The organism is Micromonospora trifolii, assembly GCF_022229005.1.
Lineage (GTDB): Bacteria > Actinomycetota > Actinomycetes > Mycobacteriales > Micromonosporaceae > Micromonospora > Micromonospora trifolii.
In genome coordinates this window covers 1-25,966 of the sequence record NZ_JAKKFD010000062.1, presented here as the reverse complement: position 1 = coordinate 25,966, position 25,966 = coordinate 1, and the positions used below count along the sequence as shown (strand labels likewise).

The following is a 25,966-nucleotide window of genomic DNA, read 5'->3' as shown; positions in this document are numbered from 1 at the left end:
ACTGTGCGGCTGACCGACTTCTGGACGCGGTTGGACGAGGCGTTCGGGCCCGGCTACGCGGCCAGCATCGCCCGCGATCAGGTGCTGTCCCAGCTCGGCGGGCGGACCATCGAGCAGGCCCTGGCATCGGGGGAGCAGACGCACATGGTGTGGCGGGCGGTTTGTGCCGCGTACCCCGACCGGGTGCCCGCTCGACTACGCTGAGCAGCCTTTTCGCCGGTTCCGCGTGTCACTTGTCTAGTCGTACACCTGTTCGGCTATTGTCCACAGCGGGGTGCTCGTCCACAGCTCGCGGCCCGTCGGCTGGTTTTCTGTCGGACCTAGCGCCTAGCGTGTCCGCGTGACGCGAAGCTCAGCAAAGACGCCGGCGAAGGCAGGGGTGGCAGCCATGGCAGCAGGGCCTGACCGGGAGAAGGCACTCGACCTTGCTCTCGCTCAGATTGACAAGCAATTCGGCAAGGGCTCGGTGATGCGGCTGGGTGACCGGCCGGTCGTCCAGACCGCAATCATTCCGACCGGCTCCATCGCGCTCGACGTGGCCCTCGGCATTGGCGGCCTGCCCCGTGGCCGGGTGGTCGAGATCTACGGCCCCGAGTCCAGCGGTAAGACCACTGTGGCGCTGCACTCGGTGGCCAGTGCCCAGCGACTCGGCGGCATCGCCGCCTTCATCGACGCCGAGCACGCGCTCGACCCGGAGTACGCGAAGGCCCTCGGGGTCGACACCGACGCGATGCTGGTCTCGCAGCCGGACACCGGCGAGCAGGCGCTGGAGATCGCGGACATGCTGATCCGTTCCGGCGCGATCGACATCATCGTGATCGACTCGGTGGCGGCCCTGGTGCCGCGCGCCGAGATCGAGGGTGAGATGGGCGACAGCCACGTGGGCCTCCAGGCCCGGCTGATGAGCCAGGCGCTCCGGAAGATCACCGGTGTCCTCAGCAACACCGGCACCACGGCGATCTTCATCAACCAGTTGCGGGAAAAGATCGGCGTCATGTTCGGCAGCCCGGAGACCACCACCGGCGGTCGGGCGCTGAAGTTCTACGCCTCGGTCCGGCTCGACGTGCGACGCATCGAGAGCCTCAAGGACGGCACCGACGTGGTCGGTAACCGCACCCGGGTCAAGGTCGTGAAGAACAAGGTCGCCGCGCCGTTCAAGCAGGCCGAGTTCGACATCATGTACGGCAAGGGCATCTCGCGTGAGGGCTCGCTGATCGACGTCGGCGTGGAGCAGGCGATCATCCGCAAGTCCGGAGCGTGGTACACGTACGACGGCGACCAGCTCGGCCAGGGCAAGGAGAAGGCCCGGGAGTTCCTGAAGGAAAACCCGGACGTGGCCGCCGAGATCGAGAAGAAGATCCTGGAGAAGCTCGGCGTCGGGGTCGGCGCGGGTGACGCCGCCGGTGGCCCGGAGCTGCCGCCGGTCGACTTCTGACCGGTCGCTGACCCATGGCAGGACGACGCGCTCGTACGGGGCGGGGCTGGGATGCCAGTCCGCCTCGTACGGGCGACGCCACCGATGCGCCCCGCCCTCGGCGAGGCCGCCGGGGCCGGTCCGAGGACGCCGACACCGTCGAGTCTCCGGCGCCCCCGCGCGACGAGTCCGAGGTGGCCCGGGAGATCTGTCTGCGCCAGCTCGCCGTCCGGCCCCGCACCCGGGCCGAGCTGGCCGGGGCGTTGGCCAAGCGGGGCATCTCCGAGGAGGTCTCGGCCGAGGTCCTCGACCGGTACGACGAGGTCGGCATCATCGATGACGCCGCGTTCGCCCGGGCGTGGGTGTCCAGCCGGCACGCCGGGCGTGGCCTGGCTCGCCGGGCGCTCGCCAACGAGCTGCGCCGCAAGGGCGTGGACGGCGAGGTGGCCACCGAGGCGCTGGGTGAGCTGGACGAGGAGACCGAGGCGGACACCGCCCGTGGTCTGGTGGAGCGCAAGCTGCGCACTGCCCGAGGTGAGCCGGACTCGGTCTTCCGCCGACTGGTGGGCATGCTGGCCCGCAAGGGCTACCCGCCTGGCGTGGCGATCCGGGCGGTGAAGGACGCGCTCGCCGCGCAGAGCGCCGAGGCGGCCGAGTTCGCCGAGCAGATCGACGCCGACGCGCTCGCCGACGCCGAGGGCGAGTTGGAGCGCGACAACCGTCTGGTCGAGTGAGCGCGCCGGCGTCGCCTCGGCGATCATGGAGTTGTGGTGGGCGACAAAACGCCCGTAAAGTGCCAATCCAGGCACCACAATTCCATGATCCCCAACCCTGAGCGAACTCCAGCTCCGCGATCTTGCACTTTCTGTCCAGACATAAGGTGCATACCACTCATGTCGACAGCCGAAACTGCAAGATCGGCGCGATCTTTCGCCGTCCGTAGCCCTCACGTGACGGTGTCGACTCTCAGGAGCGCGCGCGATCTTGACGTGACGAGCCCGACGAAGGTCCAGGTGTGGGCCGGGGGTCACTGGTGTCACAAAGTCGGCTCTTGCGCGGGGTGTCGCCGTCTCTGAACAGGCACGACATCCGTATCGGGGCCGCCGGCTCGCCGCGTTTGTCCTACCGTGTCCGACACGACATCAGCTTTGAGTGACGCCACAACTTCGCTCCGTTCGGGGGGTTTGATCATGAGTCCTTGACCAGAGCACCTCCGGCGACCTAGCCTCGCCATACAGGCTCACATTGCCCGACCAGCGCAGGCTAAGCGCACAACATAGATCGCGTAACAGAACAGCATCACTTTGGCCGACTCCGCGGCCTTTGGCGGCAGTTCCGGACAGGCCGGTCCGGAACGCTGCGACAACTGCACCCGGTCGCCGACGCTGCCCCATGGGCACCGCCGGCGGAGAAAGCTACCCACGGCCAGCCGCTCCGGTCGGGCGTCCACAGCCGCAGGAGTGTGCCCCCGGCACGGTCGCTGCGGTCTCGACGTTAGGGGAGGCGGCCATGGCGGGGCGGCGGCACAGGTTCATCGGTAGACCCGACGGGGTCCCGGCATGAACGCGTTCGACGTCGTGCTCCTCGCGGCCGTCCTCGTCCTCGCGGTGGTGGTGATCGGGGCCGTGCTGGTCGGCATCCGGACGATGCGCCGGATGGGCGCCGCGCCGGCTCCGGAGGATCCCGCCTTCATCGCCGAGAAGGACCGCCAGGAGCAGTCCCTCGCTGCGCTGCGGACCGCGGCTGACGAGGCGAACAGCACCATCGACGTGGCGAAGTCCGCGGCCGCCGCAGCCCGTACCGAGGCGGCGGCGGCGAAGGCCGAGGCGAAGGCTGCCCGCGCCGAGGCGCGTCGGGTCCTCGACGATGCCCGGGCCGAGGCGGACACCGTTCTGGAGCGCGCCCACAAGCAGGCCGAGGCGGACGCCGAGCAGTTGCGGACGGCGGCCCGGCGCAGCGGCGAGCGGGAGGTCGCGGTGCTCGCCGCCACCACCCGGGAGCAGGCCGCCGAGGTGGAACGTCGGGCAGCTCGGATGGACGAGCGGGAACGGATGCACACCGAGGAGGTGGAGCGGTTCGCCGAACGGGAGCGGCAGCTCACCGCCGCCAAGGCCGCCCTCGCCACCCGGGAGGCCGCGCTCGCCCAGCGGGAGGCCGAGCTGACCGAGTCGGAGGAGCTGCGCCGCCGGGAGCTGGAGCGGGTCGCCGGGCTCACCGCCGACTCCGCCCGGCTGGAGCTGGTCGACGCCATCGAGACGCAGGCCAAGCGGGAAGCGGCGTTGCTCGTGCGGGACATCGAGTCCGACGCGCGCAACACGGCGGAGCAGCGCGCCCGACACATCGTGGTGGACGCGATCCAGCGGGTCGCCAGCGAGCAGACCGCGGAGAGCGTGGTCAGCGTCCTGCACCTGCCCGGTGACGAGATGAAGGGGCGGATCATCGGCCGGGAGGGGCGTAACATCCGCGCCTTCGAGTCGGTGACCGGCGTCAACCTGATCATCGACGACACCCCCGAGGCGGTGCTGCTCTCCTGCTTCGACCCGGTCCGCCGGGAGGTGGGCCGGGTGACCCTGGAGAAGCTGGTCCTGGACGGGCGCATCCACCCGCACCGGATCGAGGAGGTCTACGACCTGGCCCGGCAGGAGGTGGAGCAGCTCTGTCTGCGCGCCGCCGAGGACGCCCTGGTAGAGGTCGGCATCACCGAGATCCACCCCGAGCTGGTGACCCTGCTCGGCCGGCTGCGCTACCGCACCTCGTACGGGCAGAACGTGCTCAAGCACCTGGTGGAGACCGCCCACATCGCCGGCATCATGGCCGCCGAGCTGCGGTTGGACGTGCCCATCATCAAACGGTCGGCGTTCCTGCACGACATCGGCAAGGCGCTCACCCACGAGGTGGAGGGCAGCCACGCCATCATCGGCGCGGACCTGGCCCGCAAGTACGGCGAGCACGAGGACGTGGTGCACGCCATCGAGGCGCACCACAACGAGGTGCCGCCGCAGACCATCGAGGCCGTGCTCACCCAGGCCTCCGACGCCTGCTCGGGTGGTCGGCCGGGCGCGCGCCGGGAGAGCCTGGAGGCGTACGTCAAGCGGCTGGAGCGGATCGAGGAGATCGCGGCCGGCAAGCTCGGCGTGGACAAGGTCTTCGCCATGCAGGCCGGCCGGGAGATCCGGGTGATGGTCAAGCCGGACGACGTGGACGACATCGGGGCGGCCGTGCTGGCCCGCGACGTGGCCAAGCAGATCGAGGAGGAGCTGACCTACCCGGGTCAGATCCGGGTCACAGTGGTCCGCGAGTCGAGGGTCACCGAGATCGCCCGTTAGTCGGAACAGTGGAAGGGCCAGCCCGGATGCCGGGCTGGCCCTTCTCCTTGCGAGCTGAGCGTCAGAAGCCCTGACCGTTGCTCTCGGCCTGGGAGACCAGGGCTGCCGGCGGCGGGTTCTGCGCCGGGGTGCCGGCGGTCTTGCGGCCCCGGGCGAGCCGCCGCTGGACGTACTGGGCGAGCTTCGACAGCGAGTAGTTCACCACGATGAAGAGCACGGCGATCACGACGTAGACCGGGATCGGGTTGCCCAGCACGCCGATGATCTGCTTGCCGATGTTCAGGGTCTCCTCGTAGCTGATGATGAACCCCAGCGAGGTGTCCTTGAGCACCACGACCAGCTGGCTGATCAGTGCCGGCAGCATGATCCGGAAGGACTGCGGCAGCAGGATCATCCGGGTGGTCTGCGCCGGGGACAGCCCGATGGCGGCTGCGGCCTCCCGCTGGCCGCCGGGCAGCCCCTCCATGCCGGAGCGGAGGATCTCGCCGATCACCACCGAGTTGTAGATGGTGAGGCCGATGACCAGGTACCAGAGGTTGTCGAGGTAGAGACCGAACTCGGGAAAGCCCCGGGCCACGAAGAAGATGGTGATCACGACGGGCAGGCCGCGGAACACCTCGACGCAGACCCGGGTGACCGCCGACAGCAGCGTGCTCACGCCACGCAGCAGGTAGGCCACCGGCGTTGCCAGCCCGGTGAACCGGAGCCGGTTCAGGCTCTTGAGCTGGATGCGCAGGACGGCGAGCAGTGTGCCCAGCACCAGCGAGGAGACGACGGCCAGGGCCGCCGCGATCAGGGTGTTCTTGAAGCCGAGGCCGATCCGGTCCCACACCTGGGAGAAGTTCTCGTTGGAGGGGTCGAGCAGCGGCCCCCACAGCTCCATCGAGAGCTGGCCCTTCTCGTCCAGGGGCTGGTAGATCAGGAAGTAGGCCCCAACGAGCAGGACGACGCCGGCGACGATGCTGCTGATCAGGGTGATCCGCCGCTGCCGGGGCCCGGGGACGTCGTAGAGGACGCTGGTCTGCTGACTCATCGGGCCACCGCCTGTCGCTTCTCGATCCGGTCCAACAGGGCGCCGAGCGGCACGGTCATGATCAGGTAGCCGAGCGAGATGCCGATGGCGACCGGGACGAAGGCGTAGCCCTCGGCCCCGGTGAGCTGGTCGGCTGTAGCCGACAGGTCGCCGACCACCCCGAAGAAGCCGGCCAGTGCCGAATTCTTGATCATCGCGATGATCACCGAGCCGAGCGGCACCACGGAGGCCTGCCAGGACTGCGGCAGCACCACGTGGCGCAGGTTCTGCCCGAAGGTCAGGCCCAGTGACCGGGCCGCCTCCGCCTGGCCGGCGGGCACCGCGTTGACCCCGGAGCGCAGCGCCTCACAGACGAACGCGGCGGTGTAGAGCACGAGGGCGATCAGCGCGAACCGGAAGTACGGAAGATCGGTGCCGAGCCGGGTGAACAGCGAGTCGATCACCGGGATGCGGAGGAAGTCCGCGTTGGAGCCGAGTGCCGGCAGGCCGAACGCGGCGAAGAACATCACCACTGTCAGCGGCATGTTGCGGAAGACGTTCACGTAGCTGGTGCCGAGCGCGCGTAGCGGCGGCACCGGTGAGATGCGCAGCACCGCCACGATGGCGCCCAGGACGAGGGCACCGATCGCGGCGAGGATGCAGATCTGGAGGGTGAGCCAGAAACCACCCGCAAAGACGTCGAACTTGTCGATGAGCACGTTCACGGGTCGGTGTTCCTCCCCACCCTCCAGATCGAAGGATCAGATCAGTAGCGGTTGATGGTGGGCGCCGAGCCCAGTTCCGCGCCGAACTTGCCGGCGGTGCCGTCCCAGGCCTTCTTCCAGCTGCCGTCCGAGACCGCCTTGTCCAGCGTGTCGTTGATGAAGCTGCGGAAGTCCGCGTCCTCCTTCTTCACCCCGATGCCGTACGGCTCCTTGGTGAAGTTGCTGCCGGCCAGCTTGAACGACGCCTCGTCCTTGGCGATGTAGCCGAGCAGGATCACGTTGTCAGTGGTCACGGCGTTGACCTGGCCACCCTTGAGGGCGTCCCGGCACTTGTCGTAGGTGTCGAAGAGCACCAGCTGGGAGCCGACGTCCTTGACGTACTGCTTGATCGTCTCGGCCGGGGTGGAGCCGGTGACGGAGCAGACCTTCTTGGTGCCGTCCTTGAACGAGTCCGGACCGGTGATGGTCGTGTCGTCCTTCTTGACCAGGATGTTCTGGCCGGCCTCGTAGTACGGGCCCGCGAAGGCGATCCGCTCCTTGCGCTTGTCGTTGATCGTGTAGGTGGCGGCGACCAGGTCGACAGTGCCGTTGACGATCACGTCCTCGCGGACCTTCGAGGGGGCCTCGACCCACTCGATCTTGTCCTCGGGGATGCCGAGCTCCTTGACGATGATCTTGGCGATCTCGACGTCGAAGCCCTCCGGCTTGCCGGAGAGGCCCTTCAGGCCGAAGCCGGGCTGGTCGAACTTGGTGCCGACCTTGATCTTCTGGGCCTTGTTCAGCTTCTCCATGGTGGTGCCGGCGGTGAAGGACTTGCTGCCAGCGCCGGTGCCCTCCCCGCCGTCGTCGCCACCACAGGCGGTGAGGCCGAGCGCCAGAGCGGCAACCGCGGCGACTGCCGCAACGCGCTTGATACGCATACTCTTCTCCTTCTTCAACGGAGCCCACCGAGTACGGCGCGCTCCACTACGGACGCCTAGTGCGTGAGGATCTTGGAGAGGAAGTCTCGGGCCCGCTCGCTGCGCGGGTTCGCGAAGAACTCCGCCGGTGGGGCGTCCTCGACCAGTTGCCCGTCGGCCATGAAGATGACCCGGTTCGCCGCGTGCCGGGCGAAGCCCATCTCGTGGGTCACCACGACCATCGTCATGCCGTCGCTGGCCAGCGAGGTCATCACGTCGAGCACCTCGCCGACCATCTCCGGGTCCAGGGCGCTGGTGGGCTCGTCGAAGAGCATCGCCTTGGGCTGCATGGCCAGCGCCCGGGCGATGGCCGCCCGCTGCTGCTGACCGCCGGAGAGTTGGGCCGGGAACTTGTCCGCCTGGTTGGCGATGCCGACCCGGTCCAGCAGGGCCAGGCCGCGCTCGCGGGCGGCGGTCGGCTTCTCCTTGCGGACCTTGATCGGGCCGAGGGTGACGTTCTCCAGGATGGTCTTGTGCGCGAAGAGGTTGAACGACTGGAAGACCATGCCCACCTCGCTGCGCAGCTTCGCGAGGGGCTTGCCCTCGGCCGGCAGCGGCTGACCGTCGAAGGTGATGGTGCCCGAGTTGATCGGTTCCAGTCGGTTGATCGTGCGGCACAGCGTCGACTTGCCGGAGCCGGACGGGCCGATCACCACGACCACCTCGCCCCGACCCACCGACAGTGAGACGTCGTCCAGCACGTGCAGCGGCCCGAACCACTTGTTGACCGCGTCCAGCACGATGAGCGGTTCGCCCGTCGTCACGTCGTCCACCGTCCCCTGTCGTCTCCCGGATCGGGGTCGGTTGACCCCCGGTGCGGCCACTGTAGGCGGCCTGATGTGGCAGAACGCAACCCAGCGGGTCACGGAGCGGTAACACCGGTCACGATCGTTCTCGGGCGTCCGATTTCGGTCACCGACTGGGTGGTCACGGTGGCGATCGTGGCGCCTTGTCGCGATCATGGGGGGATGACCGAACCCGTACGGTTGACCAAGTACGCCCGCGGCGGTGGCTGCGCCTGCAAGATCCCGCCGGGCGAGCTGGAGATCATGGTGGCCGGTCTCGGCCCGGCGACCGGCACCGCCGAGTTGCTGGTCGGGCTGGACCACGGCGACGACGCGGCGGTGGTGCGCCTGGATGAGCGGACCGGCCTGGTCAGCACCGCCGACTTCTTCACCCCGGTGGTCGACGACGCCTACGACTGGGGTCGGATAGCCGCGGCCAACGCGCTCTCCGACGTGTACGCGATGGGCGGCACCCCGCTGGTGGCCCTCAACCTGCTCTGCTGGCCGCGCGACGTGCTGCCGCTGGAGTTGGCCCGTGAGGTGCTGCGCGGCGGCCAGGACGTGGCGCGGGAGGCCGGCTGTCACCTGGCCGGCGGGCACAGCGTGGACGACGACGGCCCGAAGTACGGTCTCGCGGTCACCGGCACGGTCCGACCGGAGGAGCTGATCACCCTCGACGCCGGGCGCGCCGGGGTGCCGTTGTCGCTGACCAAGCCGCTCGGGGTGGGTGTGCTCAACACCCGGCACAAGGCGACCGGGGAGAGCTTCCCGGAGGCGGTGGCGACGATGAGCGCGCTCAACCGGGACGCCGCCCGCGCGGCGGTGGCCGCCGGCATCCGGTGCGGCACCGACGTGACCGGGTTCGGGCTGCTCGGGCACGCGTCGAAGCTGGCCCGGGCCAGCCAGCTCACGGTGGCCATCGACACCGCCCGGGTGCCCTACCTGGCCGGTGCCCGCGAGGCGCTGCGCGACGGGTTCGTCAGCGGCGGCAGCCGGCGCAACCTGGACTGGGTGACCCCGTGGACCGACTTCGGCGCGGCGGACGAGGCCGAGCGGCTGCTGCTGGCCGACGCGCAGACCTCCGGTGGGCTGCTGGTCGCCGGCGAGGTGCCCGGCGCTCCCGTGGTGGGTGAGCTGCTGCCTCGGGGAGAGCACCGGGTGGTCCTGCGCTGACAAAGGCCGGTCGACCCGCGGCGGGACACGCGGTGGCGGTGGTGCGAATGGCGCACCATACCCGATAAACTGTCACCTTCCCGCTACTCCGAGCAATGCCGCTCAGGGAAATTTTGCCCGGAATGGTCACAGACCGGTAACTTGCCCCCGGCTGGGGTCAAATGCCCCCCACCATCGTGTGTAAGGCCCGATTCGGAGGCCGGTGGGGACGAACGCAGCGAGGAGGCGGAATGACCGAGCTGTGGAACTGGAGAATCGACGGGGCTCAACCCGTGGAGGTCTACCCGGCGCTGGCCGAGGCGCTTGGTCGGGTTGTGATGCCGTTGGCGGTGGCCGACCCGGCGCGGCTGCCGGCGTACGCGGTGGTGTGTGACGTCTGGCAGGCGCCGGGCGAGTTCTCGACAGTGGTGGACTGCTACGGGGTGCCGGAGCAGCTCTCCGAGCACGCGAGCATCGCGGCACTGGCCCGATTGCTGGGCCGCAACTGCCTGTTGCGCGACGACACGCTCGACGCGGGCCGGCACCTGCTCGTCGCCCCGGACGGCACGGTCCGTCCGGTGCACTTCGACGTGCGGGACACCGAGGACGGCGAGGTGCTCAGCAGGCTTCGGCTCTGCTCGCTGGGCGACCCGGGTTGCCGGGGCTGGTCGCAGTGTCACCGCTCGCGCTGGGCGCCCGACACTGTCGCCCCGGCGCTCGCCGCGGCCTGACCCTCCCCAGGGTCAGGCCCGGCCGGGGTGCCGTGCCGGTGGGCGGCGCTCAGTTGGCGGCGGTGGCCGACCGGTCCGTGGTGCCCGATCCGGCACCGCGCACCACCAGTTGGTCGAGCAGGGTGCGCGTCGCCTCGGCCACGGCAGCCACCGCGGCGTCGAAAGCGGCGGCGTTGTGCGCGGCGGGCGTCCGGAAGCCAGAAATCTTCCGGACGTACTGCAACGCCGCCGCCTCGACGTCCGCGTCGGTCACCTGCGGGGTGAACGGCTCCCGCAGCGTCTTGATGCTCCGGCACATGTCAGCTCCTCCTCCGTCCACCGCTGTGGTCCACTCGCCGTGCCGGCGGTGGTACCGACGGTGACACTGGGTCGATATTTGTCTATCCTGGTCACGGACCAGAGCCGTTCGCGCCACAGCCGCCGCTCGCGCTCCCAGCGCCCGGGCCCCCGGAGACTCATTGTGGACCATGCCCCCGCCCGCTCATCCCGTCCCGACCTAGACGATCTCACCCGTAGCCTGCACGTTCCGCTGGAACGGATCGCCGTCGAGCACGCCGATCTGATCGAGGCGGTGCGCAGCCGGGTCGTCACCAACGCCTCCGTGCCGTCCGGCATCGTGGCCGTCGCCGCCTTCAACTCGTCCATCTGAGTGATGGTCTGCCGGTGCGGTCCGCCCGGAGCGGGCGGATCCTGCCGGCGGATCAGCCAGTTCGTGCTGAAGGTGCACAGCCGGTGCGACCTCAGCTGCGACCACTGCTACATCTACCAGCACGCCGACCAGACCTGGCGCGGCCGTCCGGCGCGGATGCCGCCGGCCACCGTCCAGGCCGCCGCACGGCGCATCGCCGAGCACGCCCGCGAGCACGAGTTGCCGGTCGTGCACGTGGTGCTGCACGGGGGTGAGCCGCTGCTGCTGGGGGCCGCCGGGTTACGGGAGGTGCTGGCCGAGCTGCGCACGGCCATCACCCCCTGGGCGCGGCTCGACCTGCGCATGCAGACCAACGGCGTGCTGCTCGACGAGGAGCTGTGCCGGCTGTTCGTCGAGTACGACGTGCGGGTCGGGGTCTCCTTCGACGGCGACCGTGCCGCAAACGACCGCCACCGGGTCTTCGCACACGGCGGCAGCAGCCACGACCTCGTCCGGCGGGCGCTGGCCCTGCTCCGACGGCCGGAACACCGCGCCAGCTACGCCGGCATCCTCTGCACGATCGACGTCCGCAACGATCCCGACCGGGTGTACGAGGCGCTGTTGGCCGAGAGCCCGCCCCGGGTCGACCTGTTGCTGCCCCACGCCACCTGGGACAACCCCCCGGAGCGACCAGGCCCCGAGCCCACCCCGTACGCGGACTGGCTGGGGCGGCTGCACCGGCGGTGGGTGGACGACGGGCGCCCGATGTCGATCCGGATGTTCGAGGCGCTGCGCCCCGGTGGCGGCGGCACCGAGGCGTTCGGCCTCGCGCCGGCCGACGTGCTCGTCATCGAGGCGGACGGCACGTGGGAACAGGTCGACTCGCTGAAGACCGCGTTCCACGGCGCGGCCGGCACCGGGTTCGACGTGTTCGACCACTCGGTGGACGAGGTCGCGCGGCACCCCGGGGTCGCCGTCCGGCAGGAGGGCGTGGACGGGCTCTGCGCGACCTGCCGGGCCTGCCCTGTGGTCGACCGGTGCGGCGGCGGCCTGTACGCCCACCGCTGGCGCACCGGCTCCGGCTTCGACAACCCCTCGGCGTACTGCGCCGACCTGCTCCGCCTGATCGACACAGTGGACGCCTACCCGCCGCCCACCCGACCCGCGTCGGGCGAAAGGGCCGCCACCTCGCCGGTCGACGAGTTGCTGGACGACCTGGCGACCGGGCACGGGTCGGCCTCGACGCTCGCGCTGCTCGCCGACACCCAGCTCTCCATCACCCGCGCGCTGCTGGCGGCCTGCCGGGACGGGTCCGGCACCACTGCCGCCTGGGACTTGCTCGTCGACCTCGACCGGTCGGCGCCGGAGGCGGTCCGGGCGATCCTGGCGCACCCCTTCGTCCGGCCCGGGCTGGTGCATCGCCTCGACTCGTCGGCGCCGCCCGGCCTCGGCGCGGCAGTCGACCCACTGCCGGCCCTCGCCATCGCCACGGCGCTGCGGGCCGGCGTCCCGGCCGCGTTGCACGTCCCGGTGCGGGCCGACACGATCACGTTGCCCACGCTCGGCAGCCTGGTGCTGCCCGGCCTGGGGGGAAGCGCCGAGGTGACCGTCCGGCCCGGCGAGTTCCAGGTCCGGGGCGGGTCGGTCGCGCAGACGGTGCTCCTCGATCCGCTGGCTCCGCCGTCGACCGGCTGGTTTCCGACCCGCGACGTGTCGATGCCCGGTGGCCGGTTGCTTATCGAGGACGGCGACCCCTACCGCGACTGCTACGGCCAGCCGGTCGAGTCACGCCTGGACGTTCCGGCGGCGCGGGCGTTGGGTCGTACCCTGGCGGCGGCCTGGCGAATCGTGCACCGGGACGTGCCGGCGCACGCGGCGGCGCTCGACGGCGGCCTGCGTGCCGTCGTTCCGTTGGCGCCCGACCCGGCACGACCCCTGCGGAGCGCTACCGCCCGGCACGCGTACGGCGCGGTCGCCGTCACCCCCCATCCCGACCCGGAGACGATGGCGGTGCTGCTCGTGCACGAGTGGCAGCACGCGAAGCTGGGTGCGGTGCTCGACCTGTACGACCTGGTCGAACCCGGGCAGGGCCTTCGGATCCGGGTGCCCTGGCGGCCCGACCCGCGGCCACCGGAGGGCGTCCTCCAGGGGGTGTACGCGCACCTCGCCGTCACCCAGGTCTGGCAGTCCCGGGCGGCCACCGACGATCCGGACGCGTCGGCGCACGCGGCCCACTTCCTGGCGTGGACCCGGGACGGCGTCGACGCGCTGCTGGCCAGCCGGTCGCTCACCGCGGCGGGTGAGCGGTTCGTCGGCCAGCTGCGCCACGCCCTGGAGGAGACCCGTGTCGGGTCCAGATGAGCACCCTCCGCCCAGACTGGGCCGTCCCCGCCTCGCCGACGACCTGCGGGCGTTGGGCGTACGCCCGGGGGTGTGCCTGCTGGTGCACTGCGGCCTGCGTCGGGTGGGCCCACTGGAACACGGCCCGGCGACCCTCGCCGGCGCGCTGCGCGACGTCCTCGGCCCGGCCGGCACGCTGCTGGTGCCCACCCACACCGACGGCAACTCGACCACCTCCCGGGCCCACCTGGCAGCCACCGCCGGCATGGACCGGGCGCAGCGCGAACGGTACGAGGCGGCGCTGCCGGGCTGGGACCGCCGGACCACCCCCGCGCAGCGGATGGGTGCGCTCGCCGAGTACGTCCGGTGCACCCCCGGTGCTGTGCGCAGTGACCATCCGCAGACGTCGTTCGCCGCGCTCGGTCCGAGGGCCCGGCAACTCACCGACGGCCACGACCTCACCTGCCACCTGGGGGAACGCTCACCGGTCGGCGGCCTCTACGCGGCGGACGGGCAGATCCTGCTGCTCGGCCTCGGCTACGAGGCGTGCACCGGCCTGCACCTGGCCGAGTACCGGCTGCCGGTGCCGCCACCCGAGCGCGACTACCAGTGCTTCCGGCTCGTCGACGGGCGGCGGGTGCGCCTCGACTTCCGGGCTCTGGACCTGGACGACAGGGACTTCCCGACGGTGGGTGCCGCACTCGACGAGACGCCGTTGGTGCGGCACGGCCGGGTGGGGCGAGCCAACGCCCGACTGCTGCCGGCGCGGGCCGCTGTCGACTTCGCGACTGGGTGGTTCGCCACGAACCGGTTGGCGGCGCGACGTTGACGCCGGGACTACGCTGATGGTCCGGCCGCGTGGGGAGGGCGGAGGGGCTGCAGTGAGCACAGTGGACGCACCCTCTCAAGCACGCGCCCCACTCTTCTTCATCAGCTATTCGCGGGCGCCGGTCGGCCGGGCCACCGGCAAACCCGCCGAGTACGTCTCCCGTTTCTTCGAGGACCTCTCCGTGCACGTCAGCGAGCTGGTCGGCCCGGTGACCGGGGTGGACGCCGGCTTCCTGGACAGCTCCATCGCCGGCGGCGAACGCTGGAGCCCGGAGCTTCTCCAGGCCGCCGGCACCTGCCAGGTCTTCGTCCCGCTGGTCTCCAGCGCGCTGCTCGGCAGCGACTGGTGCGGCCGGGAGTGGGACGCGTTCTCCCGCCGACGGATCACCCCGCGACACAGCTCCGCCTCGGTCCACGAGACGGCGATCGTGCCGGTCACCTGGTCGCCGACGAACGGCACCGCGCTGCCTCGGGTGCTCCGCGACATCCAGCGCTTCACCCCGACCGCGATGCCGGATCCCGACATCGCGGTGCACTACCAGCGGGACGGGGTCTACGGCTTGCTGACCATGCAGTGGGAGAACGCGTACCGGGCGGTGGTCTGGCGCCTCGCGCAACGGATCGTGGCCATCCACCGGTCGTATCTTGTCGAACCCTGGGTGCCGGCGAGCGTGGACGAGCTGTGCAACCGGTTCGCCGAGGAGCCGGAGTGAGCCCCCCGACGGCCCGGCGCCGGCCGGGGGCGCGCGGGACGTACTTCTTCCTGAGTTACGCCCACTCGGCGCCGCCGCCGGGCGGGCGGGCCGACGCCGACGTCTGGGTCGGCCAGTTCTTCGCCGACCTGACCGACGAGGTGCGGCGCCAGGCGCGACCGGTCGCCGGGATGCGGATCGGCTTCTTCGACCAGCACATCCCGTTGGGCGCCGACTGGAAAGCCGCCCTCGCCGAGGCGCTCGGTGACGCCGAGGTCTTCGTTCCGCTCTACTCACCCGGCTACTTCAGTCGCCCCTGGGCGCTGGGGGAGCAGGAGTCCTTCCGGGCCCGACTGGCCGCCGCCGGGTCGGCCCGGGTCACCGCCGGCCATCTCACCCCGGTGCTGTGGATCCCGTTTCCCCCGTGGGAGGCCCACCCGGAGCTGGACGGCGCCCTGGACCTGGGCCGGGACGTCCCGGAGTACGCGGCGGACGGCCTGCGCGCGTTCTGCATGCTGGCCTCCTACCGGGCCCAGTACGAGCTGATGCTGAGCCGCCTGGCGAGCCGGATCGTGCACACCGCCGAGCGGCGACCGATGGGCCCGTCGCGGGCGCCCGGCCTGGACGAGGTGGTCCGTCCGGCGCCCACCGACCCGGACTTCGTCGTCGCCGTCCTGGCCCCGACGCGGGACCGGCTGCCGACCGATCGCGACCCCGCCGGCTACGCCGCCAGCGGCCGGCTCTGGCGGCCGTACGGGCGCAGCCAGCAACTGCCCGCCGCCGAGTACGCGGTCAGCACCGCCGAGCGGCTCGGGCTCTCGGCCCGTACCGAGGACTTCGCGCAAGCGTCCGCGATGCTCGATCGGCGGCCGGCCGTGCTGTTGGTCGATCCGTGGATCGCGGCGGCGCCGGACGCGGCAGCGGTCCTCGGCCGCATGCTGCACGGCCTGCGGGAGTGGGTCGTTCCGCTGGTGGTCACCGACGACGACGACAGTCAGGACGCCACCCGCTGGGCCACCGCTGTGACGCAGCTGCTGCACGACGCCGGTCTGCCCCAGGTGAAGCGGGCGTGCAACATGCCGGAGTTCGTCGACCTGATGCCGGCGCTGGTCACCGAGGCGCGCCGGCAGTTCCTCAAGTACGGCCCGGTCGTCCCCTTCGAACCACCGCCGGAGCCGGTGCCGAGCCTGCGGGACGGCCTGCCCGCCGCCGGCTCGACCGTTCCCACCGACCCCGCGTCCCCGCCTGATGATCCGGCCCCACCGCGTCCCCACGGAGAAAATCGATGAACAACGATCGCGAAGGCCAGGTCGTCACCTTCTACTCGTTCAAGGGTGGGACGGGCCGGACGATGGCGCTGGCCAACGTGGCCTGGATCCTGGCGGCCAGCGGCCGGCGGGTGCTCGTCGCCGACTGGGACCTGGAGTCACCCGGTCTGCACCGCTTCTTCCACCCGTTCCTCGACGCCGAGGCGATCCAGGGCACCAGCGGCGTGATCGACATGATCCGCGACTACGAGTGGGAGACCACCCGGGTCGACGACCGACCGGACCGCTGGATGGAGCAGTACGCCCGGGTCGGGCGGCACGCGTTCTCGCTGCGCTGGAACTTCCCCGACGGCGGCGGCCTCGACTTCCTCTCCGCCGGCCGGCAGAACAGCGACTACGCGGTCTCGGTGAGCGGGCTGGACTGGGACAACTTCTACAACCGGCTGGGCGGGGCGCAGTTCTTCGAGGCGCTGCGCGCGGACATGAAGCGCCAGTACGACTTCACACTGATCGACAGCCGGACGGGGTTGAGCGACGTCGCCGACATCTGCACCCTGCACCTACCGGACACCCTGGTCGACTGCTTCACGCTCAGCGACCAGGGCATCGACGGCGCGGCCCGGGTGGCGCACTCGGTGCGGGACCGGTACCGGCGGCGCGACATCAGGGTCCTGCCGGTGCCGATGCGGGTCGACCAGGCCGAGAAGGAGCGGGCCGAGGCGGGTCGCCTGCTGGCCATGCGCCGGTTCGCCGGGTTGCCGGCCGGCATGACCGAGGCGGAACGGCGGCGTTACTGGGCCGCGGTGGAGGTCCCGTACCGGCCGTTCTACGCGTACGAGGAGACCCTCGCGACGTTCGGCGACCCGCCCGGCTCACCGACGTCGCTGCTGGCCGCGTTCGAGACGTTGACCGGGATCCTCACCGACGGCGCGGTGACGGCGTTGCCGCTGATGGACGAGTCGGTGCGGGAGCGGGGCAAGGCCCGGTTCCGCCGACGCACCGAGGCGATCGACGACCAGATCGTGCTCCGGTACGCGCCGGAGGATGCCATCTGGGCCGAGTGGCTGGAGCGGGTGCTCAGCTCGGCCGGGCTGCGGGTGGTGGAGCCCACGTCCGCCGTCGGGTCGGCCGGTACGCCGGCTCCACGCACGCTGACAGTGGTCTCGCCGGCCTACGTCGCGACGCCGTCCGGTGGTCTGCCCGACCGGGACACGAGCACCGGTTCCACGGCCCTGGCCGTGTATGTCGCCGACCTGCGCCCGCTGGCCGAGTTCCCGTCGCAGAGTTCCACCAACCTGGTGAACGTGAGCGCCGCGACCGCCGTGGAGCGGGTGTTGCGGCTGGTCGGCCGGCCGGTGCCGTCGTCGGCGGACGGGCCGGCGGGCGGGGCCACCCGTTATCCCGGCACCGAGCCGTTGATCTTCAACGCCCCCAACCGGAACGCCCGGTTCACCGGCCGGGAGGACGACCTGGCGCGGCTGCGCGCACAGTTGCAGAGCGGGGGCAGCGCTGTGGTGCTGCCGGTCGCCCTGCAGGGCATGGGCGGCGTCGGTAAGACGCAGGTGGCTCTGGAGTATGTGCACCGGTTCAAGGCCGCGTACGACGTGGTCTGGTGGATCGTTGCGGACCCGCCGCAGTTCGTCGACACCGCCCTCGCCGACCTCGCCAGTCGCCTGGGCATCCTCGTCGGGCCGACCCTGCCCGACACGGTCCGGTCGGTGCTCCAGGTGCTCGGTCGTGGTGAGCCGTACGAGCGGTGGCTCGTCGTCCTGGACAACGCCGAAGAGCTCGACCAGATCGAGCCGTTCCTGCCGCAGGGCCCCGGGCACGTCCTGCTGACCTCCCGCAACCGCGCTTGGGGTGACCGGGCGAACCCGATCCAGGTGGACGTCTTCGACCGCACCGAGAGCGTGGCGCACCTCGCCCAGCGGGTGCCCACGATCAGCGCCGAGGAGGCCGACCGGGTGGCCGAGGCGCTCGGCGACCTGCCGATCGCTGTGGCCGCTGCGGGTGCCTGGCTCGCCGACACCGGCACGTCGGTCGCCGACTACCTGCGGCAGATCGAGCGGCACGGCCCCAGCGCCCTCTCCGTGGAGGCGACCTGGGACCTGTCGCTGAACCGGCTGCTGGAGCAGGCGCCCGCCGCGTACCGGCTGTTGCAGCTCTGCTCGGTGCTGGCCCCGGAGATCGCCCTCGAACTCATCTACAGCGACGAGATGGCGGCGGCCCTCGTGCCGTTCGACCCGTCGGTGTCGGAGCGGCTCGTGCGCGGCGCCCTGGTTCAGCAGATCAACCGCCTGGCACTGCTCAAGCTCGACGTCCAGGGCGGTCGGGTCCAGGTGCACCGGCTGTTGCAGGCGGTGGTCCGCGACCGGATGACCGACGACGAGATCGTCGCCGCCCGACACCAGGTGCACCTGGTGCTGGCCGCGTCTCGGCCCCGTGGCGACGTGGACGACCCGACCACCTGGGCCCGGCTTCGCATGCTCTGGCCGCACCTGGAGGTCTCCGAGGCGCTGACCTGCCCGGACGAGCCGGTGTGTCAGCTGCTGATCGACCGGGTCCGTTATCTGTGGCAGCGCGGCGGTCTGGACCAGGCCGACACGTTCAGCCAGGAGGTGGACGACACCTGGAGCGCCCGGCTCGGCGACACTCACGACGAGGTCGAGGCATCGGCGCTGGGCCGCCAGCTGCTGCACCTGCGGTTCAACCGGGCGAACATCCTGCGCAGCCTGGGCCGGTTCAACGAGGCGCGGGACCTGGACGAGGCGGTGCTGGCCGAGCAACGCCGGCTGCTGGGCCCGCTGCACCCGCACAGTCTGATGACCGCCGGCAGCCTCGGCGGTGACCTGCGGGCGCTCGGCCGCTACGCCGAGGCCCTGGAACGGGACCGGTCCACCTACGCCTCCTGGCTCCAGGTGTTCGGCGAGGACCACCCCCGGACGTTGAGCGCGGCCAACAACCTCGCCGTGTCGTACCGGCTGGTCGGCGACTACCGGTCGGCCCGCCGCTGGGACGACGAGGTGCACCAGCGGCGGCGGCTGGTGCTCGGCCCCACGCATCCCTACACCCTCGTCTCCGCCGTGCGGCTCGGCAGCGACCTGCGGGAAGCTGGCGAGTACGAGAGGTCGGCCACCCTGCTGCGCACCGTGTACGACACGTACTGCGAGGTGCTCGGGCCGGATGACGGCCAGAGTCTCGCCGCTCAGGTCAACCTGGCGGTGTCCCTGCGCAGCTCCGGTCGGGGCAGCGAGGCCGCGCCGATGTTCGAGACGGCCTACCGCGAACTCGACGAACGCTTCGGGGCGGACAATCCAGACACTGTGGCGTGCCGATCGAGTCGCGCGGCGAACCTGTTGGCCGTCGGCGACGCGGCCCGGGCGCTGACCGAGATGAACGCCGTGCGGGTGGCGTTCGAGGAGCAGCTCCGGCTGGGCCCGGAGCACCCGCACGCCCTGGCGACGGTGAGTAACATTTCGGCGGCGGAGCGCGCGCTCGGGCGCAGGTCGGACGCACTCGCGTCGGCGTCCCGGGCGGTCGGCGAGCTGCGCAAGGTGCTCGGGCCGGACCACCCGCACACGCTCGCGGCGGAGGTCAACCAGGCGGTGTGTCTCGCCGAGGAGGGTGACTGGGAGTCGGCGCGGGACCGGCTGCGGGAGACCGCCGGCCGACTGGCCGCGGTGATCGGTGCGGAACACCCCGACACGCTGCGCTGCCTCGGCGACCTCGCCCTGGTGGCGAGGCGGGCCGGCGACGGCCCGGCCACCGAGGACGTCGGCGCCGTGGCGGACCGGCTGGCCGAGGTGATCGGTCTGGAACATCCCACAGTGCAGACCCTGCGCGAACGGCGGTTCGTGGTCCGGGTGATCGACCCACACACCATCTGAGCGGGTCGTTCGGCGGGCGCTCCGGCGGTCCGGGCCGGCCGGCCGGACCGGGCGCTCAGAGCTGCGGGCTGGTCGCGAGGTCCGGCGTGGCCAGCCAGGTCAGGGTCTGCGGCAGGATCTCCACCGCCCCGAAGTGCGCGGCGCCGGGCTGCACCTGCACCTCGGCGCGCGGAATCCGCGAGGCGAGCCAGTGGGAGTGCTCCACCGGGGAGAAGCGGTCCTGCTCGCCGTGCCAGAGCCGGACCTCCGCGCGGATGGCACCCAGGTCGAACCCCCAGCCGCGCCGGATCGCCAACACGTCGTCGATCCAACCCTCGGGGCCGTGTCGCAGCGCCTCGGAGTACATGTCGGTCAGCAGTCGGCGAATCGCTACGTCGTCGACGACCCGGATGTCCTCGTCGGGAAGTTGCGGGCGGAGGAAGTCCAGCAGCGTCATCGGGTCCCGGCGGGCCTCGTCCGCGCGCACCTTCAGGTTGAGCGTCAGCTCGGCCAGGTCCTCGTCGGCCTGCCCGTAGTCCTCCACGTTCGATTCCGCCATGCCCGCGTACCAGTCCAGGTCGGGCGCGCCGGCCGGGGCGAGCCCCACCAGCACGGCGGCCCGGGTGACCCGGTCCGGCAGCAGCGCGGCGCAGGCCAGGGCGTGTGGCCCGCCACCGGAGCGGCCCACCACCGAGAACCGGTCGATGCCCAGGTCGTCGGCGATCGCCGCCACGTCGGCCGCGGCGTCGGCCACCCGCCGACCCTCGTGCCGGTCGGAGTCGCCGTACCCGGGTCGGTCGTAGCAGACGAGGTGCACGCCGAGGCGGTAGACGACGATGCCCCGGGGTCGGGGGCCGCTGCGGCTGCCCGGGGTGCCGTGCAGCAGGAAGACCGCCGGCCCGTCCGGCGCTCCGGAGGTCTCCACCGCGAGGTGCCGCCCGTCCGGGGTCGTGACGGTGCGCTGTGTCGCATCTTGTCGCGTCACGGTTGGCCTCCCGCGGGTCGTCATGTGCTCCCCCGTGAACGGAGCCGCGCATCGTCGGCGCCGAGTGCAAAGCCCCCGAAATCGCCCAGAACACATTCTTGTTGTGCAGCGTACTGCCCGTCGTGGATGCCCGCCATGGGCCAGCGGGTCAATGCCGGTGGGTCGGGCCTCCCGAACGGGCCGCTACCCTGGTAGCCCGAGGGGAAGGGGCACCAAGAGGGTGGCTAGGACCTACAACGTCGTGACGTACGGCTGCCAGATGAACGTGCACGATTCCGAGCGGATCTCCGGCCTGCTCGAACAGGCCGGCTACGTGCGCGCGGTGCCGACCGACGACACCCCGGACATCGTCGTCTTCAACACCTGCGCCGTACGGGAGAACGCGGACAACCGGCTCTACGGCAACCTCGGTCGCCTGCGCCCGGTCAAGGACAAGCACCCCGGGATGCAGATCGCTGTCGGCGGCTGCCTGGCCCAGAAGGACCGCGGCGACATCGTCCGCAAGGCCCCCTGGGTGGACGTGGTCTTCGGCACCCACAACATCGGCGCGCTGCCGGTGCTGCTGGAGCGGGCCCGGCACAACGCCGCCGCCGAGGTGGAGATCCTGGAGTCCCTCGACGTCTTCCCGTCCACGCTGCCCACCCGCCGCGAGTCCACGTACGCCGGCTGGGTGTCGATCTCGGTGGGGTGCAACAACACCTGCACGTTCTGCATCGTGCCGGCCCTGCGCGGCAAGGAGAAGGACCGGCGCCCCGGCGACATCCTCTCCGAGGTGCGCGCCCTGGTCGACGAGGGCGTGCTGGAGGTGACCCTGCTCGGGCAGAACGTCAACTCGTACGGCGTGGAGTTCGGCGACCGGTACGCGTTCGGCAAGCTGCTGCGGGCCTGCGGCGACATCGACGGGTTGGAGCGGGTGCGCTTCACCAGCCCGCACCCGAAGGACTTCACCGACGACGTGATCGCCGCGATGGCCGAGACGCCGAACGTCTGCCACTCGCTGCACATGCCGTTGCAGTCCGGCTCCGACGACGTGCTCCGGGCGATGCGCCGGTCCTACCGTTCCGAGCGCTACCTGGGGATCATCGAGAAGGTCCGGGCGGCGATGCCGGACGCGGCGATCACCACCGACATCATCGTCGGCTTCCCCGGTGAGACCGAGGCCGACTTCCAGCGCACCCTGGACGTGGTCCGGGACGCCCGGTTCTCCTCGGCCTTCACCTTCCAGTACTCGAAGCGGCCCGGCACCCCCGCCGCGACCATGGACGATCAGCTGCCCAAGCAGGTCGTGCAGGAGCGCTACGAGCGGTTGATCGCCTGCGTCGAGGACATCACCTGGGCGGAGAACAAGCGCCTCGTCGGGGAGACCGTCGAGGTGCTGGTCGCCGTCGGCGAGGGCCGCAAGGACGAGCGGACCGGCCGGATGTCCGGTCGGGCCCGCGACGGTCGACTGGTGCACTTCGCGACCGAGACCGCCGACGGGGAGTCCCTCGCCGGTCAGATCCGGCCCGGCGACATCGTGCACACCACAGTCACCTACGCCGCCCCGCACCACCTGAACGCCGACGGAGCGCCGGTGGCGCACCGACGGACCCGGGCCGGTGACGCGGCCGAGGCTGGTCGCTCGCCGCGTACCCCCGGGGTGTTGCTCGGTCTGCCGACGATCGGCGCACCGCCGGTCGCGGCTGCCCCCGCTGCTGGCTGCGCCACCCACTGACCGCACGGAAGGGCCCCTGGACGAGGGGCCCTTCCGGAAAAGGCTGAGTCAGACGGTGATCCGACCGGCGCCGGCGCCCGCCGTCACGATGGACTTGACGTTGCTCGCGGTGTCCAGCTGGTAGGAGTACGGGATGCTGCCCACGCTGCCGCCGGCCTGGCCGGTGGGCGAGTTGACGAAGTGGTTGTTGCGGGCGACCAGGCTGCCGGGGCCCGAGTCCCCCTCGCCGAGGTGGTACGGGTCGTCGACGTTCTCGAAGTAGTTGCCCTCGACGAGCACTCCGGCGTTCTCGGTGGACGCGACGCCGTAGCCGCCGTTGGCCCGGTAGTAGTTGTTGTACACGTGCACCGGGTTGCCGAAGCGCACCCGGGGGTTGCGCTGGTTGCTGCCGTCGAACCAGTTGTGGTGGTAGCTCACCCGCAGGTGGCCGACGTCCTGGCTGGCGTTGTCGTCGCTGTGGCCGAGCAGCATTGTCTTGTCGTGGCTGAAGACCCGGTTCCACGACACGGTGACGAAGTCCGAGCCGCGCTTGATGTCGACGGCCCCGTCGTACCCGTTGCTGAAGCTGTTGTGGTCGATCCAGATGTTGGTGGCCGACTCCTGCACGTTGATCGCGTCGTCGTTCCAGCTGCGGAAGGTCAGGTTGCGGATGATCACGTTGCGGTCACCGCTGATGTTGAACCCGCAGCCGGCGATGGTCGCGCCGTAGTTGCCGAGGATGGTCTTGTTGGACCGGACCCGCAGCATGCCCGAGCAGGTGATCGTTCCGGAAACCCGGATCACCGCGGCACCTGTCGCGTTCAGCGCGCTGGTCAACGCCGAGGCGGTGGTGACGGTGGCGGTGGCGGCGTTGCCACCACCTGTGGTGCCGCCGTTCTGGGTGGCCCAGCCGACAAGTGTCGACGGCGGCTGCGTGCTGGGCGGGGGAGTGCTCGACGGTGGCGGCGTGGTCGGCGGCGGGGTGGTCGGGATGGTGCTGCCGGTGCAGGCGACGTTGTTCAGGCTGAAGCCGCTCGGGGCCGGGTTGCTGGAGCTGTTCCAACTCGCGTTGAAGCCGAACGTGGCGCTGGCGTTTGTCGCGAGGTTGCCGTTGTAGTCGACGTTGGTCGCGGAGACCTGGTTGCCGCTCTGCGAGGCGGTGGCGCCCCACGCCTGGCTGACCTGCTGACCGGCCCCGTACGACCAGCGCAGCGTCCACCCGGAGACCGGGTCGCCGAGGTTGGTGACTGTGACGTTGCCGGTGAACCCGCCCGGCCACTGGCTGGCGACCGAGTAGGCCACCTGGCAGCCGGCGGCCGCCTGGGCGGACACGGAGGTCAACAGCCCGGCGGTGACCAGTGCGGCGGTGGCTGCGGCAGTGGTGGCGATCAGCGTCATCCGACGCCGTCCTGTGCGCATGCTGCTTCCTTTCGGTGAGGCGGGCGGAGGTGTCGCGACGCCCATGCCCGTGGGCGGCGAATCTCGGCCGGGACCAGTGGTCCTCGGGCCCGCCAGTGCAGGTTCGTGAAGGAAAGCGGCTCCAGCGCTCGCGCCCACCCACGATGAGGCAAGCGCTTTCCCGATAAAAGCATAGAAGGGTCTCGATGTAAATGGCCGGGACGGCCGATGCGGTGCGCACCGGCCGTCCCGGTGGATCAGCAGCTGGCGCCGCTGAGCTTCACAGTGCCCGGCGCGCTCGCGGTGCCGTTGGCGGTGAAGCCCACGGTGACCGAACCGCCCGCCGGCAGGGACGGGGCGTGGCTCGGAGCCGCAGCGGTGACCGTCGTGCCGGACTGCGTGACTGTGGCGTTCCAGCCACTGCCCAACGTCACCCCGGACGGCCAACTCCAGGTGACCGACCACGGGTTCACCGCGCCCGAGCCGGTGTTCTTCACTGTCAACTCGCCCTGGAAGCCGCCCTGCCAGGCGTTGACCTGCCGGTAGGTGGCCGTGCAGGCGCCGGCCGGCGGATCCGTCGGCCCACCGGTCGGCGGCCCGCTGGTGCCGCCGCCGGACGGCGCGATCAGGTACGGCTGGAGGATCGCCTGCTTGGCGGTGTTGACGTTCGTCCAGTCGTCCAGCGCGATACCGCCGGTGTCACCCGAGTTGGGGTTCCACGACCAGTAGGTGAAGGACATCCCGGTCACCCCGGTCCCGGTGTACGCCATCAGCCTCTCCAGCCACACCTTGTCCTTCGGATCGACGAGGGTGCTGCCGAACTCGCCCATCATGATCGGCGCGATGTTCTGCTTGTAGAGGTAACCGAAGTACTTGTCCCAGATGGCCGGCATGTTCGCCGGGTAGTCCGGGGCGTCGAACCAGGTCTGCCGATAGACCGAGGTGGCGTACTCGTGCGGCGAGTAGACCAACCGGTTCGCCACGCTCAGCCGGACCGGGAACTGCCCCGCCTTCGACAGGTTGCCGCCCCACCAGCCGCAGTCCTCGTCGTTGCTGGTGTCGCCGTCCCAGACATTGGAGAGGCCGCCGCTCGGGCAGCTCACCCCCTCCACGAAGATCAACCAGTTGGGCTGGACGCCGAGGATGGCGTTGCCGGCCCGCTCGGCGGCGAGCCGCCAGTCCCGGGTGGTGTCGCCACAGCCCCAGCACGCGCCGGTGGCCGCCGGGTTGGTGCCCTCCGCGTGCGGCTCGTTGTGCAGGTCGGCGCCGATCACCGTCGGGTTGCCCACGTACCGTTGGGCGAGCATCTTCCAGTCGTTGATCCAGGTCGCCTCGGAAACCGTCGACGTGTACCAGAGTGGCGACTGCCCGGCCGCCGTCGGCCGGTGCCGGTCCAGGATGATCCGCATGCCCTTGCTGCCGGCGTAGTCGATCACCTTGTCCAGGATCTGCAACGGAGACAGCCCGATCAGGTCCGGGTTGACGAAGTCGTTGATCCCACTGGCGGTCGCGCCCGGCTTCAGCGCGTCGTTCGAGTACGGCACCCGCAACGTGTTGTAACCCAACCGGGCCATCGTGTCGAGCTGTCCCCGCCACGGATTGTTCGACCACAGCCCGTGGAAGGTCTTGTTGTCGGTCTCCATGCCGAACCAGTTGATGCCGGTCAACCGGACCGTCGCACCGGTGCTGTCCACGATCTGGTTGCCACTGGTGTGCAGATAACCCGTACCGGTGCCAGCGGCGACGGCCGGGCTGGTGCTGACGGCGGCGGCGAGGAACACGCCGGCCGCGACGGTGACGAGCGCAGTGAGCGCGCCGCCGAGAGCTTTAGGACGGAACAATTCGAGCTCCACTTCGGAGGTCCGCCGCCGTCCAGAGACGACGCCGGCAGGCGGCCGTCCGCACGTCACGGTCCCCAAGGGGGTACGCGGACAGTGCGCGACGGCCCATGTCACGCGGACGTGGTCACTCGCGGAAGCTCACCGGCGACCCTCGACGGCGGATGTTCCGCCTTCGTCGCCCTCGTGCCGGTGGCCCTACCTGGCTCCGTCGCTCATTCTGATCAGCCCACGTCACTGCGTCAACCCGCCCCACCGCCCTGCGCGCCCCACCGCCCTGCGCGCACCCCGCCCTGCGCGCCCCACCGCCCTGCGCGCACCCCGCC

The 25,966-nt window shown here is 71.0% G+C and carries 21 protein-coding genes and 1 pseudogene; 13 read left to right on the top strand and 9 right to left on the bottom strand.

The features are described from left to right. Positions 1–3 precede the first annotated feature (3 nt). The 4 genes from NIE79_RS30365 (at position 4) to rny (ending at position 4,740) form a co-directional block, all read left to right on the top strand. Positions 4–204, top strand: coding sequence for a DUF3046 domain-containing protein (locus NIE79_RS30365; protein ID WP_238681837.1), 201 nt, complete (start codon positions 4–6; stop codon positions 202–204). A gap of 184 nt (positions 205–388) precedes the next feature. Then, the gene (gene recA, locus NIE79_RS30360) at positions 389–1,435 is read left to right on the top strand and encodes a recombinase RecA (protein WP_053656326.1); all 1,047 of its coding nucleotides are present in this window, start codon (positions 389–391) and stop codon (positions 1,433–1,435) included. 14 nt (positions 1,436–1,449) lie between these two features. Further along, entirely contained in the window at positions 1,450–2,148 is a 699-nt protein-coding gene (locus NIE79_RS30355; RefSeq protein WP_238681836.1) for a regulatory protein RecX, read from the top strand. Positions 2,149–2,973: 825 nt separating this feature from the next. Then, positions 2,974–4,740, top strand: coding sequence for a ribonuclease Y (rny, locus tag NIE79_RS30350; protein ID WP_238681835.1), 1,767 nt, complete (start codon positions 2,974–2,976; stop codon positions 4,738–4,740). 61 nt (positions 4,741–4,801) lie between these two features. On the opposite strand, the gene NIE79_RS30345 is transcribed toward rny, so the two are convergent. The 4 genes from NIE79_RS30345 to NIE79_RS30330 are packed head-to-tail and all read right to left on the bottom strand — an operon-like array spanning position 4,802 to position 8,209. Beyond that, positions 4,802–5,773 (bottom strand): amino acid ABC transporter permease, encoded by a 972-nt coding sequence (locus tag NIE79_RS30345; protein WP_238681834.1) that lies wholly within the window; start codon positions 5,771–5,773, stop codon positions 4,802–4,804. Continuing rightward, complete coding sequence (locus NIE79_RS30340; RefSeq protein ID WP_238681833.1) at positions 5,770–6,477, bottom strand: amino acid ABC transporter permease; 708 nt, start codon at positions 6,475–6,477, stop codon at positions 5,770–5,772. Before NIE79_RS30340 ends, NIE79_RS30345 begins: the two co-directional genes overlap by 4 nt. A gap of 41 nt (positions 6,478–6,518) precedes the next feature. After that, positions 6,519–7,397: a glutamate ABC transporter substrate-binding protein gene (locus tag NIE79_RS30335; RefSeq protein ID WP_238681832.1), complete on the bottom strand. Its 879-nt coding sequence runs from the start codon at positions 7,395–7,397 to the stop codon at positions 6,519–6,521. 56 nt (positions 7,398–7,453) lie between these two features. After that, complete coding sequence (locus NIE79_RS30330; RefSeq protein ID WP_088946762.1) at positions 7,454–8,209, bottom strand: amino acid ABC transporter ATP-binding protein; 756 nt, start codon at positions 8,207–8,209, stop codon at positions 7,454–7,456. Between the two features lie 195 nt (positions 8,210–8,404). Between NIE79_RS30330 and selD the strand changes: the two genes are divergently transcribed. Both selD and NIE79_RS30320 read left to right on the top strand, forming a co-directional pair. Beyond that, a complete protein-coding gene (selD, locus tag NIE79_RS30325; RefSeq protein WP_238681831.1) occupies positions 8,405–9,394 on the top strand; it encodes a selenide, water dikinase SelD in 990 nt (329 codons plus the stop codon). A gap of 230 nt (positions 9,395–9,624) precedes the next feature. Next, complete coding sequence (locus NIE79_RS30320; protein WP_238681830.1) at positions 9,625–10,104, top strand: hypothetical protein; 480 nt, start codon at positions 9,625–9,627, stop codon at positions 10,102–10,104. Positions 10,105–10,153: 49 nt separating this feature from the next. Here NIE79_RS30320 and NIE79_RS30315 read toward each other — a convergent pair whose 3' ends face one another. After that, positions 10,154–10,402 carry a DUF2277 family protein gene (locus NIE79_RS30315; protein ID WP_238681829.1) on the bottom strand — a complete coding sequence of 83 codons (249 nt, stop codon included), beginning with the start codon at positions 10,400–10,402 and terminating at the stop codon, positions 10,154–10,156. A gap of 162 nt (positions 10,403–10,564) precedes the next feature. Between NIE79_RS30315 and NIE79_RS30310 the strand changes: the two genes are divergently transcribed. The 6 genes from NIE79_RS30310 (at position 10,565) to fxsT (ending at position 19,747) form a co-directional block, all read left to right on the top strand. Beyond that, positions 10,565–10,753, top strand: coding sequence for a hypothetical protein (locus tag NIE79_RS30310; RefSeq protein WP_238681828.1), 189 nt, complete (start codon positions 10,565–10,567; stop codon positions 10,751–10,753). A 63-nt stretch (positions 10,754–10,816) separates the two neighbouring features. Beyond that, a complete protein-coding gene (locus NIE79_RS30305; RefSeq protein ID WP_238681827.1) occupies positions 10,817–13,093 on the top strand; it encodes an FxsB family cyclophane-forming radical SAM/SPASM peptide maturase in 2,277 nt (758 codons plus the stop codon). After that, on the top strand, positions 13,077–13,901 hold the full coding sequence (locus NIE79_RS30300; RefSeq protein ID WP_238681826.1) for an AAC(3) family N-acetyltransferase: 825 nt from the start codon (positions 13,077–13,079) through the stop codon (positions 13,899–13,901). The genes NIE79_RS30305 and NIE79_RS30300 overlap by 17 nt, the downstream gene beginning before the upstream one ends. 52 nt (positions 13,902–13,953) lie before the next feature. Continuing rightward, positions 13,954–14,613 (top strand): TIR-like protein FxsC, encoded by a 660-nt coding sequence (locus tag NIE79_RS30295; RefSeq protein ID WP_238681825.1) that lies wholly within the window; start codon positions 13,954–13,956, stop codon positions 14,611–14,613. Continuing rightward, positions 14,610–15,881, top strand: coding sequence for a TIR-like protein FxsC (locus tag NIE79_RS30290; RefSeq protein WP_238681824.1), 1,272 nt, complete (start codon positions 14,610–14,612; stop codon positions 15,879–15,881). The genes NIE79_RS30295 and NIE79_RS30290 overlap by 4 nt, the downstream gene beginning before the upstream one ends. Beyond that, the gene (gene fxsT, locus NIE79_RS30285) at positions 15,878–19,747 is read left to right on the top strand and encodes an FxSxx-COOH system tetratricopeptide repeat protein (protein WP_238681823.1); all 3,870 of its coding nucleotides are present in this window, start codon (positions 15,878–15,880) and stop codon (positions 19,745–19,747) included. The genes NIE79_RS30290 and fxsT overlap by 4 nt, the downstream gene beginning before the upstream one ends. 55 nt (positions 19,748–19,802) lie before the next feature. Here the strand turns inward: fxsT and NIE79_RS30280 are convergent, their stop codons facing one another. Continuing rightward, a complete protein-coding gene (locus tag NIE79_RS30280; RefSeq protein WP_238681822.1) occupies positions 19,803–20,711 on the bottom strand; it encodes an alpha/beta fold hydrolase in 909 nt (302 codons plus the stop codon). 220 nt (positions 20,712–20,931) lie between these two features. Here NIE79_RS30280 and miaB point away from each other — a divergent pair, with 220 nt between their 5' ends. Next, positions 20,932–22,425 (top strand): tRNA (N6-isopentenyl adenosine(37)-C2)-methylthiotransferase MiaB, encoded by a 1,494-nt coding sequence (miaB, locus tag NIE79_RS30275; RefSeq protein WP_308193249.1) that lies wholly within the window; start codon positions 20,932–20,934, stop codon positions 22,423–22,425. A gap of 48 nt (positions 22,426–22,473) precedes the next feature. Here miaB and NIE79_RS30270 read toward each other — a convergent pair whose 3' ends face one another. The 3 genes and pseudogenes from NIE79_RS30270 to NIE79_RS30265 all read right to left on the bottom strand — a co-directional run bounded on the left by NIE79_RS30270 (position 22,474) and on the right by NIE79_RS30265 (position 25,643). Then, entirely contained in the window at positions 22,474–23,397 is a 924-nt protein-coding gene (locus NIE79_RS30270) for a pectate lyase family protein (RefSeq protein WP_443677173.1), read from the bottom strand. A 72-nt stretch (positions 23,398–23,469) separates the two neighbouring features. Beyond that, positions 23,470–23,802 (bottom strand): annotated as a pseudogene (locus NIE79_RS34305) (cellulose binding domain-containing protein); the annotation flags it as partial. 257 nt (positions 23,803–24,059) lie between these two features. Further along, positions 24,060–25,643 (bottom strand): cellulase family glycosylhydrolase, encoded by a 1,584-nt coding sequence (locus NIE79_RS30265; RefSeq protein WP_238681858.1) that lies wholly within the window; start codon positions 25,641–25,643, stop codon positions 24,060–24,062. Positions 25,644–25,966: the final 323 nt, after the last annotated feature.

What these genes read in the sequence shown, in the direction of transcription:
- recA (WP_053656326.1), top strand. Translation starts at nt 389, where the DNA reads ATGGCAGCAGGGCCTGACCGGGAGAAGGCACTCGACCTTGCTCTCGCT.
- NIE79_RS30355 (WP_238681836.1), top strand. Translation starts at nt 1,450, where the DNA reads ATGGCAGGACGACGCGCTCGTACGGGGCGGGGCTGGGATGCCAGTCCG.
- rny (WP_238681835.1), top strand. Translation starts at nt 2,974, where the DNA reads ATGAACGCGTTCGACGTCGTGCTCCTCGCGGCCGTCCTCGTCCTCGCG.
- NIE79_RS30345 (WP_238681834.1), bottom strand. Translation starts at nt 5,773, where the DNA reads ATGAGTCAGCAGACCAGCGTCCTCTACGACGTCCCCGGGCCCCGGCAG.
- NIE79_RS30335 (WP_238681832.1), bottom strand. Translation starts at nt 7,397, where the DNA reads ATGCGTATCAAGCGCGTTGCGGCAGTCGCCGCGGTTGCCGCTCTGGCG.
- selD (WP_238681831.1), top strand. Translation starts at nt 8,405, where the DNA reads ATGACCGAACCCGTACGGTTGACCAAGTACGCCCGCGGCGGTGGCTGC.
- NIE79_RS30320 (WP_238681830.1), top strand. Translation starts at nt 9,625, where the DNA reads ATGACCGAGCTGTGGAACTGGAGAATCGACGGGGCTCAACCCGTGGAG.
- NIE79_RS30315 (WP_238681829.1), bottom strand. Translation starts at nt 10,402, where the DNA reads ATGTGCCGGAGCATCAAGACGCTGCGGGAGCCGTTCACCCCGCAGGTG.
- fxsT (WP_238681823.1), top strand. Translation starts at nt 15,878, where the DNA reads ATGAACAACGATCGCGAAGGCCAGGTCGTCACCTTCTACTCGTTCAAG.